Genomic DNA, 12,058 nt, shown 5'->3' on the forward strand with positions numbered 1-12,058 from the left:
GTTCACGCCGCCTAAAGGTTTCATCTGGCGCGGCCGAAATCCTAGCAGAGCGCCTTTGCAAACGCCTTGTACAACCTGCTGCAGACTATTGGATGGATAGCACTTAGCCATTAGTCGGGTGGGGGCCAGACGCAAAGCATGCTTGGATGCGCCTGAATAAAAAGAACAATGCGGGAGCTGTGGGATGAAAACCCTGAGATCGATGTCTATCAGCCGCCGTCTGTGGCTGATCCTTTTGGTGGCGGTGGCCATGCTGGTGGTATTGGGCCTGCTGATGCTGCGCCAGATCCACGGTGACCTGTACCAGGCCAAAGCGGAAAAGACCCGCCACGTGGTGCAGACCGCAGCCGGTGTGCTGGCCTATTACCAAGGCCTGGAGGCGGCCGGCACGCTCAGCCGCGAAGCCGCCCAGCAACAGGCACTGCAAGTGGTACGCGCGCTGCGCTACGACCACGATGACTACTTCTGGATCAACGACCTGGGGCCGAAGATGATCATGCATCCGGCCAACCCCAAGCTCGACGGCCAGGACCTGTCGGCCATCCGCGACCCCGATGGCTTTGCCGTGTTCAACGAGATGGTCGCCCTGGCCCGACAGCAGGATGCCGGGCCGGTCAACTACCGCTGGCCCAAGCCCGGTGCCAGCGAGCCGGTGGCCAAGACGTCCTATATCCAGCTGTTCAAGCCGTGGGGCTGGATCATCGGCTCAGGCGTGTACGTCGACGACGTGCAGGCCGAATTCGCCCGTCAGTTGCGCGATGCCTCGCTGGTGGGCGTGGCCATTGCTCTGCTGATGGCGCTGGTGGTCATGCTGATTGCCCGCAGCATCGCCCGCCCGTTGCAAGAGGCAGTGCAGGCCATGGGCAACATCGCCAGCGGCGAAAGCGACCTGACCCGGCGCCTGGACACTCACGGCCGCGACGAAATCACCCAGCTGGGCGAGCACTTCAACCGCTTCAACGGCAAGCTGCAAGGCGTGATCGGCCAGTTGCAAGGGGCAGCACATGCCCTGGCCCAGTCCGCCGGACATGTCGGCGACAATGCCGGGGCCGCGCAACAGCACAGCGCCCAGCAATCGTTGCAGATGGACCAGGTGGCCACTGCGGTCAACGAAGTGACCTACGCCGTGCAGGACGTGGCCAAGACCGCCGAGCAGGCTGCCGGGGAAATGCGCACCGCGCAACAGCAGGTGGCACACGGTCAGGAGGCCATTCACGGCAGCCTGGCGCAGATCGACCGGCTGTCGCTGACCATCGACCAGGCCGTGCAGGTGATCCGTGACCTGGCCGGGCACAGCACGCGCATCGGTGGTGTGCTGGACGTGATCCGCTCCATCGCCGAACAGACCAACCTGCTGGCGCTGAACGCAGCCATCGAGGCGGCGCGGGCCGGCGAGCAAGGCCGTGGCTTTGCCGTTGTCGCCGACGAGGTCCGCCTGCTGGCCCAGCGCACGGCGCAGTCGACGGCCGAGATCCATACCATGATCGAGCACCTGCAAAGTCAGTCGGACGCTGCGGTCAAAGCCATCGACACCAGCAGCGAGGCCTCGCGCCAGACCGTCGAGCAGGCCCACGAGGCCGGTGCCAGCCTGGATGCCATCAACCAGGCGCTGAACAACCTCACCGCGTTGAATGCCTCCATTGCCAGCGCCACCTTGCAGCAGTCGCATGTAGTCGAAGAGATCAACCGCAATGTGCTGGATACGGCGGGGTTGTCCCAGCAGACCGCCGATGCGGCGCGACAGTCCAGCGATGCCGGGGTGGCACTGGGGCAGTTGAGCGAAGAGCTGGAGCAGCTGTTGCGGCAGTTCCGGGTATAAGGCCAAGCCCCTGTGGTCGCGTAGATAACTGAAATTGCAAGCAATCCGCGTACCCTGTGGGAGCGGCTTTAGCCGCGAAGAATCCAACGCGGTGCTTGGCACCGGCTGCGCCGGTATTCGCGGCTAAAGCCACTCCCACAGGCTCCCTGCTAACTCAATGAGTTATGTGCAGTCCTGTGGGAGTGGCCCCAACGCCCTACACCTTCCCCAACCGACCCGCTACAATCACGCCCCTCCCGTAGTCTCCAAGGATCGCCGATGTCCGGCCTTGAACTCATCGCCGCCGTCCTCGGCGTCACCGCTGTCTGGCTCACGGTCAAGCAGAACGCCTGGTGCTGGCCGATCGGCCTGGTCATGGTGCTGATCTATGGTTGGCTGTTCTACGAAGTAAAGCTGTATTCAGGCATGCTGCTGCAACTGGCCTACGCCATCCTGCAAGTTTACGGCTGGTGGCAATGGAAGCGCCCAGGCCATGCTGAAGACGCCCGCCAGGTCTCACGCCTGCAACGCCCGGCATTGTTCACCGGCCTGGCCGTCGGGGTGCTGCTGAGCGCCGCCCTGGGCGCGGCCATGGCCAACTGGACCGACGCCGCCCTGCCCTGGCTGGACGCCAGCCTGACCGGCTTCAGCCTGGTGGCACAACTGTGGATGGCGCAGAAGCGCCTGCAGTGCTGGCCGCTGTGGGTGGTGGTAGACATCGTCTACGTGGGCTTGTACCTGCACCAGCAGCTGTACTTCACCGCGGGCTTCTTCGCCGTGCTGACCCTGATTGCCGTGCGCGGCTGGCTGGAATGGCGCCGTGACCCGGCGCTGGTGCAGCCATGAGCGCGGCGCAGGCCATGAAAGTGGTGGTGCTGTGCGGCCCGGAATCCAGCGGCAAAAGCTGGCTCAGCGGGGTGATCCAGGCGCATTTCGGCGGCGTGGTGGTGGCCGAATACGTGCGCCACTTCATCGACCAGGAAGGCCGCGACACCTGCTACGCCGATATCCCCACCATCGCCCGCGGCCAGCTGGCCTGGGAAGACCACGCCCGCGAGCAGGCGCCGCCGCTACTGATTCTCGACACCCACCTGCTCAGCAACATGCTCTGGAGCCACGCCCTCTTCGACGACTGCCCTGCCTGGCTGGAACAGGCTTTGCTGGCGCGGCATTACCACCTGCATCTGTTGCTAAGCCCGCAGGGCGTGGATTGGGTTGCCGATGGCCAGCGCAGCCAGCCCGAACTGAGCGACCGCCAGCGCTTTTTCGACGACAGCCTGCACTGGCTGCAACGGCATGACCAGGCATACCAAATAATTGAAGGCAATTGGCCACAGCGCCAGTTGCTGGCACTGCAAACAGTGGCTAAGCTCATTGATAGCGATGCGCCATCCTGCCCCACCGAATGTTAACCCACTGACACACTCCAAGGGGCAAAGGCCCCGAAATTGCGGGGTTTCCCCCTGCTTCGGGGGTAGTGTCAAGCCGCTGATACACCCTTGCAAAGACTCTTCCAATCAAGGCCACCACGGGCTTTGCCGGCAGCGCTCACGGCTGCCTGTTTCAACCCTGAGACAGAATACGCCGCAGTTTGTCAGGCATTGACCTTAAGCTGTTGATCTGAAAACGCTTCTCAAAAGCGGCACACCTTCTGCTCGCTCCTTCGTATCGCTGAACAGGGCCAGCGTTCTATAGAAGGAGTTGCCGTCGTGAGGAAACCTGACAAAGGCCTTTATTACCTGTTGCTGATGAGCTGTGTGCTGGGCTCGTTGAGCCTGACGGCCCAGGCCGACAACGGCATCATCGTGATAACCCGTGATGTGCAGACACGCAACGCCGTGGTCCCGCCGTTGCGACCCGACCCGAACCCCACCACCGCCAACGCCAACCCTTCCGCCCACATCCTCAGGCAAACCAGCGAACTGAGTGATGGCGACTTCGCCAACATCAGCAGCGGTGCGGGTATCAGCACACTGATTACCCAGCAGACCAACAACCTGGGCGGCAACCTCAACAATCAGACCCAGTTGCCCAACCTGGCCGGTGGCCGTGGTACAGGCTCGGGCAGTGGCATCTCGAACATGGTCAATTCGAGTTTGCAGCGCGGCCTGGCGCCGCTGCAGATCCTGACCGGAGGCAAGTGAGATGAAGCACACGCTGCTGATTCTGGCCACGTTGTGCAGTACTTCGGCCTTCGCGCAATCCCCGGTTCCGGTGATCAACAACGCAGACATCAATAGTTCGGGCAGCCGTTACCAGGGCAACCTGTCGGTCAACCAGGCAGCCGGTGACCAGCAGCAACAAGCCAACGCCCGCGCCTTCGCCGTGGGGCCCGGGGCAAGCGCCACTACGCTGATCCGCCAACGCCTGAACACCCCCGCAGCCCCGGCGATGGATGCCCGCTCGAGCATCCAGGGCAACGCCTTCAGCAACGGCAGCGGTGCCCTCGGGGTGAACCAGAGCGCCGGCGCCAACACCCAGCAAGCCAATGCACTGCGCATAAGCCTCAGTGCCCAGCCGCAAAGCATCGACGACAGCGTCCTCATGCAACAGAACGTGACGCTGTTCAACAACTCCGATCCAGCTGACACCCCATCCGGCCATCGCCAGGTCACCACCAGTGACCAGGCATTCACCGGTGGCCGCGGGGTGATCCAGCTGAATCAGAGTGCCGGGGTGGGAAACCGAATGGCCAACACCTTGAGCATACGGGTCGCGGATTGACCCATCCAGTTAAGAACAACACTTAACCTATAAAGTACGGAGAATCACCATGAAACCCTCGATGGCAATCAAGCCTCTGGTTTTCGCAATTGCTGCGATCATGGCTGTTGCTGTACAAGCTGGGCAAAATGATCGGCGTAATGACCACCATAACGGCCACCACCATAACAATGGTCATCACACGCCTCCCCCAACCAAGATCCCTGTGTATGCAACGGCCAATGCCTGGGACAGTCAGAGCAGCACCGACAACACCATCACCAACCAAGGGACCATCAACGAAGCCGAGATGAACCAGTCGGCCGTTGGCGCCAGCGGTAACGTCGGTGTCAACGTTGCGGCCGGTAACGGCAACCAGCAGGACAACGCCGCGGCCATTGCCAACGCAGCGTCCGACTCGAGCCTGGACAACAGCTTTGTCTTCGGCACCGCCGAAGCCACCGCTGACGTTCGCCAGTACAGCAACGGCAACCGCGTCGACAACTGGTCTACCCAGTCTTCGGCGATCATGAGCGGCTCGGCCGACGGCGCTGAAGGCAACGTGGGTGTCAACATTGCTGGCGGCGACCTGAACCAGCAGAAAAACACCATGGCCATTGCCAACACCCACGCACCACTGGGTAACGCCACGGCCACCGCCTCTGCCGACCAGGACGGCCCAGGCCTGGTGGTGAACAACAGCGCCGACCGCACCTACCGGGTTGATACGCTGACCTTCACCAAATCGGCCAGCGGCAGTGCCTCTCGGGAAAGCGCGTCGAACCTGAGTATCGACAAGAGCTCGTCGTCGAGCTTCGAGAAGCGGGGCAGCAACAGCTGGGATGCCAGCGGCTCCAAGTCGGTGGATGTCAGCGGCTCGCGCAACAAGGAATCGAGCTCCAGCTACAACGCGACGCTGAGCGCGACCCTGGAAGCGGCCGCCGAAGCTTCGCACACCGTCACCCGCGACCATGGCCGTCACGACCACACTCGCAGCGAGTCTGTGGACGCTTCGCTGAGCGCATCGCTTGAGGCGTCCATCGAAAAAACCCGCGACAAGTCGTCCAGTTCGTCGTTCCAGAAGTCGTTTGACTCCTCGTTCGAGGAAGCTTTCGACTCCTCCTTCGAGAAATCGGGTAGCAAGCAGAAGGAGTCGTCGAAAGACGTGGTGAAGAGCTACAGCGAAAGCAGCTCGTACGACCTGAGCAATACCGTGTCCTTCCAGGTACTGACCCCGACCGGCTGGGCTAACCCTGTGACCAACACCGCAACCCTGAGCGGTTCGGTGAACGGTGGCAGCGGCAACCTGGGCGTGAACGTGGCAGCCGGTGTGGGCAACCAGCAGAGCAACTCGCTGGCCATCTCCAACACCTCGTTCTGATCGTTGTGCTTGAGGCCCCCTTCGGGGGGCCTTTCTTCAACAGAACCGGAAGGCATCCGACAATGCGCATTATTGCCTTGGCGTTTTTGCTGTGCCTGGCCAGCGTGAGCGAAGCGGCACAAATGCCGCTGTCCGTCTTGCCGGGTGGTGCCGTGGTGTTCAAGCCCATCCAGAGCGTACGCGAACGCAAGTTCGCCGACCTGGTGCAACAGAAGACCGACTTCAGCTGCGGCGCCGCCGCACTGGCCACCATCCTGCGCCAGGCCTACTGGCTGGATGTCGACGAACAACAGATCATCGAGGGCATGCTGGCCCACGCCGACCAGGACCTGGTGCGCACGCAAGGCTTCTCGATGCTCGACATGAAACGCTACGTGGAAAGCCTGGGAATGCGTGCCCGCGGCTACCGGGTAGCACCCGAGACCCTGCACAGCGTGCGCATCCCGGTCGTGGTACTGATGGACGTGCGCGGCTACAAGCACTTCGTGGTCATGCAGAAGGTCGACAAGGGCTGGGTGTACATCGGTGACCCGGTACTGGGCCACAAGCGCTACAAGGTCGATGATTTTCTCAAGGGCTGGAACGGCATCATCTTCGCCGTGATCGGCCAGGGCTACGACAAGAACAACGTCTTGCTCGATCCGCCCCTGCCCCTGACCGCCAAGGGCCGGGTGAACAACTTCACCCCGGTGCAGGACGCAGAGCTTCTGGACTTCGGTTTCATCAAAAGCGACTTCTTCTAACGACGCTTGCAACGACAAGGAGCACGACGCTCCGGGGAGCACCCAATGAAGAATCCATTCTGGCTCGCTGTGGTTTGCCTGGCAGCCAGCCTGCCGGCCCACGCCGAAACGTTCAAGCCCATCGAACTGAAAGACCAGGAGTTGGCGAACTTGCGCGGGCGCTATGTGCTGCCGGGGCGCATCGTCAGTTTCGGCATCGTCATGACCAGCACCTGGCAGAACGCCAACGGTGAGGTGATCGGTGCGACTTCCACCCTGCAGATCCAGCAGTCGACCATCAAGCCACAGTTCTATGTGTCGCTGATCGACGAAAAAGGCAGCGGTTCGACCGCCGGCGGCGCTGCCTCCGCCGGCAACGGTACGGTCACCGGCGGCAGCGGGCTCAACAACACCGAAGGGGTGACCCAGGTGGTGCGCGCGGCCGGTGACAACAACACCGCCTACAACAACGTTGACATCAATGTGACCAAGGCCAACCAGGCACCAGCCACACAACCACAGGGCCAGGTACTGGCCGCGGGCCAGACCCTGGTCGGCGAAAACGGTGCAGGCTCGTTCAGCGTGTCGTCGACCGGTGTTGGCGTGCAACTCAACATCAATGCCAGCAACAACCAGGGTAGCAGCGTACAGCGCCTGGCCCAGGGTGGCCTGATGCAGAACTCGACGCTGCTTGGCAATGGCAACCACGTCAACAACGTCACATCCCTCAACGTGGTCATGCGCGAGAACGTGCCGACAGCCGCGTCGCTGAACGGCAGTCTCGACCAGCTCAAAGGTCTTCGCACTTTCGGATACTGATCTACGCTCAGTCTCATCAAAAGTAGTCGGCAGGGACGGCAATTCCATGCACCGATCTTTAACGCTACAAGCTTTTGTATGCTTGACTACCTTGGCCCCGGCCACATTGCTCTATGCAGCTGCCGACCCTCAGGTCGAGGCTCTCAAGCAGGAACTGAACGAGCTGAAACGGCGCTACGAAGCCCAGCAGCAAGCGCTGATGGTGCTAGAGCAACGCGTACGCCAGGTTGAGGAAACCCCGGCAGCGCCGCCACCCAAACGCCTGGTCAGGTCCCCCGCCGAAGGGGTAAAGGGCGCGCAGACAGTGGCCTCGGGCGCGCCGGGCACCACCGGCAGCTCCTATGGCCAGGCGCTGACCGCCGACGCCGAACCGGCACAGAGCGTATCCAACCTGTATGACGAGGCCAGCGGCTTCTTCGGCGGCGGCAAGTTCAGCTTCGAGACCGGCGTCACCTACACCCACTACGATACCCGGGCACTGGTGCTCAACGGTTTCCTGGCGCTGGACTCTATCTTCCTGGGCAGCATCAACCTCGACCGGATCAAGGCAGACAACTGGACCCTGGACATGACCGCGCGCTATAACGTGGCGCAGCGCTGGCAGTTCGACATCAACGTACCGGTGGTGTATCGCCAGTCCACCTATTCCTCCGGCGGCGCGGGCGGTGCCGGGCCGAGCACCTCCGACGAAACCGTCACTCGCGACCCGGAAATCGGCGATATCAACGTCGGCGTGGCCTACAAGTTCCTCGACGAATCGGAGACCTGGCCCGACGCCGTGGCCACCCTGCGCATCAAGGCACCCACCGGCAAGGACCCGTATGGCATCAAGCTGCGCGAAGTGCCCGGCAACGACAACCTGTCAGTGCCGGAAAGCCTGCCGACCGGCAACGGCGTCTGGTCGATCACGCCAGGCATCTCGCTGGTCAAGACCTTCGACCCGGCCGTGCTGTTCGGCAGCCTGTCCTACACCTACAACATGGAAGACTCGTTCAGCGACATCAGCCCGCAGGCCAACAGCAAGGTGCCGGGTGACGTGAAGCTGGGGGACTCCTGGCAGATCGGCGGCGGTATCGCCTTTGCCCTGAACGAGAAGATGAGCATGTCGTTCTCGGTGTCCGACCAGTTCGCCCGCAAGAGCAAGATCAAACCGGATGGCGGCGACTGGCAGTCGATCTCCAACAGCGACTACAACGCGGCCAACTTCAATATCGGCATGACCTTCGCCGCCACCGACAACCTGACCATCGTGCCCAACCTGGCCATTGGTCTGACCGATGACGCGCCAGACTTTTCCTTCAGCCTGAAATTCCCCTACTACTTCTGAGACTTGCCATCGGCGGGCCCGCGCGAACGGGCCCGGCTTTTGGTTACCAGCCTTGTCCCGGACCGCCTTCATTGCCCCGTCCTGTTATCATCAAGCACAGATGCATGACGTTTTAATGGCAAAAGGGATGTTTTTGTGAAGAACCTGTCAGACCACCCACGTACCCGGCTTGTCGCCCTGGCGACCCTGGTACTGGTGATCCCACTGGGTACGCGCGCCATGCTGGGTTGGTCCAACCCGCTCGGTTACCTGTCCGACCTTGCCCTCGGCAGCCTGCTGGTCTTGCTGCTGCACCGTCGGCCGTGGTGGCTGGCGCTGCCCGTATTGCTGGCCTGGGTGGCCCTCTGGGTGGCTTCGGCCGAATTGGTGAGCGCGGTGGGCCGCCTGCCCACCAGCGCCGACCTGACGTATCTGGTCGACCCGCAATTCATGGGCAATTCGACCGGTGGCGGTCTGGCCCATGCCTGGCTGCCCTGGGCCATGGGCGCCGGCCTGCTGGCCTGGCTGGCCACCGCCTGGCGCAGCCGCACACAACGCAGCCAGCCACTGCCACGCAAGGCCTGGGCCATTCCGCTGCTGCTGTTTGGCGCCCATTGGGGCAGCCAGCAACTGGTACCTTCCGACGCCGACCAATGGCGGCAATACAACCTCACCCACCAACTGCTGTCGGCCGGGGCCGGTAACCTGCAACGCCAGGTCGAAGGCTGGATGGGCCGGACGCAAACCTTCACGCCCCTGGCCAGCACTGGCCTGACCCAGTCCGACCTGCATGGCCAACGCCTGCTAGCCGGCCCAGGTAACGCCCGCAACCTGCTGGTCATCACCGTGGAAGGCATCCCCGGGGCCTACCTGCGGCCCAACCGCCAGGCCCTGCACAGCCGCTTCGACGAAGAGCTGATGCCCAAGCTCAGCCAGTGGGCCGAGCGCGGCATGAACACCCCGGACTACGTGCTGCATACCCACCAGACCATCCGTGGCCTGTACGCGATGCTGTGCGGTGACTACGACAAACTGGCCAACGGCACGCCCAAGGGCATGGAACTGCTGACCCAGAACGAACGCAACCAGGCCTGCCTGCCGGCGCAGTTGCGCCAGGCCGGTTTTACCACCCACTACCTGCAAGGCGCCGGCCTGCGCTTCATGGCCAAGGACCGCATCATGCCGCACATCGGCTTTGACGCGGTGCACGGCCAGGAGTGGTTCCGCAACAAGAACTACCTGGACTTCCCCTGGGGCAAGGATGACCGGGCCTTCTTCGAAGGTGCGCTGGACTATGTCGGGCAGCTGCAAAAGCAGGACAAACCCTGGATGCTGACCCTGCTCACCGTGGGCACCCACCAGCCGTACTCGGCACCGGCCGAATACCTGGAGCGCTATGACACGCCGAAACAGGCGGCAGTCGCCTACCTGGACGACGCGCTCGGGGCGTTCCTCGACAACCTCGAACGCCAGGGCGTACTCAAGGACACCCTGGTGGTGGTAACTTCCGACGAGTCCCACGGCATCGACGGTGTTCGCCTGGCCTCGTCCTGGGGCTTCAACCTCACCCTGGCGCCGGAGCAGGCGCAGTTGCCACGGATCAAGCGCGGAACCTACGGCCATATTGACCTGGCCACTTCCCTGCTCGACTACTTTGCCCTGCCCATCCCAGTGGCGCTCGGCGGTCGCTCGCTGTACCGCGACTACGACAGCGGTCGCGAGATGATCTCCTACACCAACGGCATGCTGCGTTATCACGACGGCCAGGGCGTGTTCACCGAATGCGACTTCCAACAGCGCTGCCGGCGTTACGCCAGCGAGGGCTTCATCGCCGACCAGGCACGTTACCTTGGCCCTGGCGACAGCCTGCTCGGCCAGCAGATCGTTGCCCTCGCCGGGGTGCTCGACCAGTCTCTGCTGCAAACACCGCTCAACCTGCGTTACCAGTTCGGCGGCCCATCGCCGATCAAGCTGCGCAAGCGCATTCACGATGACTGGGCCGACAACCTGATCGGCGCCCAGTACCTGGAAATGCCCGAGGGCTCGCATACCCGCGTGCGGGTCAAGGTACGCTCGCTGGACCCTCAGCGCGCAGCCTATATCCAGCTCAAGGCCAAGCAGCTGGAGCAGGACGTACCGCTGGGCTTGCCTGACGAAGTGAAAGTCACCACCGATGAGCCGCTGGAGATGGAGTTCAGCTTCGACAACCCGACCGCACGCAAGGCGTTTTCCTTCCATTTGCTGGGCTATGGCGGTGGCCAGGTGGAAATCAGCGACTTCAGCGTGATCACCGCGCTGCCTGGGGAAGATGAGGCAGCGGATGAACTGAGCGAGGGGCATATCGCCCATTCGGGCTAAGCGCAGTACCGCTCATCGCCCGGCCTGCGCGGCCTGTCGATTCAACCCGCCCGTGCTCGACTAGTGTGTGAATCCCCCAATGTGGAGATAGCACCATGAGCACGAGCGAAAGCAGTCACCCGGTGGTTTCCCGCAGCCAGTGGCTGGCGGCCCGCCGGCAGCTGTGGCTGCACGAAAAAGCCTTTACTCACCACCGCGACGCGCTGGCCGCAGCCCGTCGCGCCCTGCCCTGGGTCAAGCTGGAGCACGGCTATCGCTTCCACGGGCCGGACGGCGAACTGAGCCTGGCCGACCTGTTCGCGGGCCGCAGCCAATTACTGGTCTACCACTTCATGTTCGCCGAGGGCTGGAGCGAAGGCTGCCCCGGCTGCTCGTTCCTGGCCGACCACTTTGACGGCGCCAACCTGCACCTGGCGCATCACGACGTGTCACTGGTGGCGGTGTCGCGGGCGCCGTATGCCGAGTTCCAGGCCTTCCGCCGGCGCATGGGCTGGCAGTTCCCCTGGTATTCGTCACATGGCAGCGGGTTCAACGAGGACTTTGGCGTCAGCGTTGGCAGTGAGGGCCAGCGGCAGTACAACTATGAGCCCTATGATGGCAACGAAAGCGAGCTTCCCGGGCTGAGTGCGTTCTACCGCGAGCCGGATGGCAGCGTGTACCACACCTACTCAACCTATGCCCGCGGGCTGGATATCCTGGTCAATACCTACAACTTCCTCGACATTGCGCCACTGGGGCGCAATGAGGGTGGGACCATGGACTGGGTGCGGCACCATGACCGTTATGAAGGGCAGCCGGACAAACCTCACTGCTGCCATACATAACGTGAGGCAACATATATCCCTGTGGGAGCAACTGTCTTGCTCAATTTCTAAAAGCTGGCGCGCCCCCTGTGGGAGCGGGCTTGCCCGCGAACACGGGCGAAGCCCGTGCCATCCACCGCGGTGTCGTCTCGCGGGTAACCCGCTCCC

Annotated in this window: 11 protein-coding genes; all 11 read left to right on the forward strand. The window is 62.8% G+C overall.

Features of this window, described 5'->3' with window-relative positions; all coding sequences use genetic code 11:
* Positions 1-184: 184 nt before the first annotated feature.
* The 11 genes from mcpP (at position 185) to J5M71_RS19240 (ending at position 11,911) form a co-directional block, all read left to right on the forward strand.
* The gene (gene mcpP / locus J5M71_RS19190) at positions 185-1,819 is read left to right on the forward strand and encodes a methyl-accepting chemotaxis protein McpP (RefSeq protein ID WP_207835106.1); all 1,635 of its coding nucleotides are present in this window, start codon (positions 185-187) and stop codon (positions 1,817-1,819) included.
* 258 nt (positions 1,820-2,077) lie between these two features.
* Entirely contained in the window at positions 2,078-2,644 is a 567-nt protein-coding gene (gene pnuC, locus J5M71_RS19195) for a nicotinamide riboside transporter PnuC (protein WP_207835108.1), read from the forward strand.
* Positions 2,641-3,210, forward strand: a complete 570-nt coding sequence (locus J5M71_RS19200) for an AAA family ATPase (protein ID WP_207835110.1) — start codon at positions 2,641-2,643, stop codon at positions 3,208-3,210. The genes pnuC and J5M71_RS19200 overlap by 4 nt, the downstream gene beginning before the upstream one ends.
* 297 nt (positions 3,211-3,507) lie before the next feature.
* Entirely contained in the window at positions 3,508-3,942 is a 435-nt protein-coding gene (locus J5M71_RS19205; RefSeq protein WP_207835112.1) for a hypothetical protein, read from the forward strand.
* Between the two features lies 1 nt (position 3,943).
* Complete coding sequence (locus tag J5M71_RS19210; RefSeq protein ID WP_207835114.1) at positions 3,944-4,522, forward strand: adhesin; 579 nt, start codon at positions 3,944-3,946, stop codon at positions 4,520-4,522.
* Positions 4,523-4,571: 49 nt separating this feature from the next.
* Positions 4,572-5,882, forward strand: coding sequence for a heme utilization protein (locus tag J5M71_RS19215; protein ID WP_207835116.1), 1,311 nt, complete (start codon positions 4,572-4,574; stop codon positions 5,880-5,882).
* A 62-nt stretch (positions 5,883-5,944) separates the two neighbouring features.
* Entirely contained in the window at positions 5,945-6,625 is a 681-nt protein-coding gene (locus tag J5M71_RS19220) for a C39 family peptidase (RefSeq protein ID WP_144173672.1), read from the forward strand.
* 45 nt (positions 6,626-6,670) lie between these two features.
* Entirely contained in the window at positions 6,671-7,423 is a 753-nt protein-coding gene (locus J5M71_RS19225; RefSeq protein WP_207835119.1) for a hypothetical protein, read from the forward strand.
* Between the two features lie 46 nt (positions 7,424-7,469).
* Positions 7,470-8,750 carry a hypothetical protein gene (locus J5M71_RS19230; protein ID WP_207835121.1) on the forward strand — a complete coding sequence of 427 codons (1,281 nt, stop codon included), beginning with the start codon at positions 7,470-7,472 and terminating at the stop codon, positions 8,748-8,750.
* A gap of 135 nt (positions 8,751-8,885) precedes the next feature.
* Positions 8,886-11,087 carry an LTA synthase family protein gene (locus J5M71_RS19235; protein ID WP_207835123.1) on the forward strand — a complete coding sequence of 734 codons (2,202 nt, stop codon included), beginning with the start codon at positions 8,886-8,888 and terminating at the stop codon, positions 11,085-11,087.
* A gap of 95 nt (positions 11,088-11,182) precedes the next feature.
* Positions 11,183-11,911: a thioredoxin family protein gene (locus J5M71_RS19240; protein WP_207835125.1), complete on the forward strand. Its 729-nt coding sequence runs from the start codon at positions 11,183-11,185 to the stop codon at positions 11,909-11,911.
* Positions 11,912-12,058 lie beyond the last annotated feature (147 nt).

The sequence above is a fragment of the Pseudomonas sp. 43(2021) genome, from assembly GCF_017490805.1.
In the GTDB taxonomy this organism is placed as follows: Bacteria; Pseudomonadota; Gammaproteobacteria; order Pseudomonadales; family Pseudomonadaceae; genus Aquipseudomonas.

Coding starts and splice junctions, on each gene's coding strand:
- J5M71_RS19240 (WP_207835125.1), top strand. CDS start 11,183: ATGAGCACGAGCGAAAGCAGTCACCCGGTGGTTTCCCGCAGCCAGTGG.
- mcpP (WP_207835106.1), top strand. CDS start 185: ATGAAAACCCTGAGATCGATGTCTATCAGCCGCCGTCTGTGGCTGATC.
- J5M71_RS19215 (WP_207835116.1), top strand. CDS start 4,572: ATGAAACCCTCGATGGCAATCAAGCCTCTGGTTTTCGCAATTGCTGCG.
- J5M71_RS19225 (WP_207835119.1), top strand. CDS start 6,671: ATGAAGAATCCATTCTGGCTCGCTGTGGTTTGCCTGGCAGCCAGCCTG.
- J5M71_RS19230 (WP_207835121.1), top strand. CDS start 7,470: ATGCACCGATCTTTAACGCTACAAGCTTTTGTATGCTTGACTACCTTG.
- J5M71_RS19220 (WP_144173672.1), top strand. CDS start 5,945: ATGCGCATTATTGCCTTGGCGTTTTTGCTGTGCCTGGCCAGCGTGAGC.
- J5M71_RS19210 (WP_207835114.1), top strand. CDS start 3,944: ATGAAGCACACGCTGCTGATTCTGGCCACGTTGTGCAGTACTTCGGCC.
- pnuC (WP_207835108.1), top strand. CDS start 2,078: ATGTCCGGCCTTGAACTCATCGCCGCCGTCCTCGGCGTCACCGCTGTC.
- J5M71_RS19200 (WP_207835110.1), top strand. CDS start 2,641: ATGAGCGCGGCGCAGGCCATGAAAGTGGTGGTGCTGTGCGGCCCGGAA.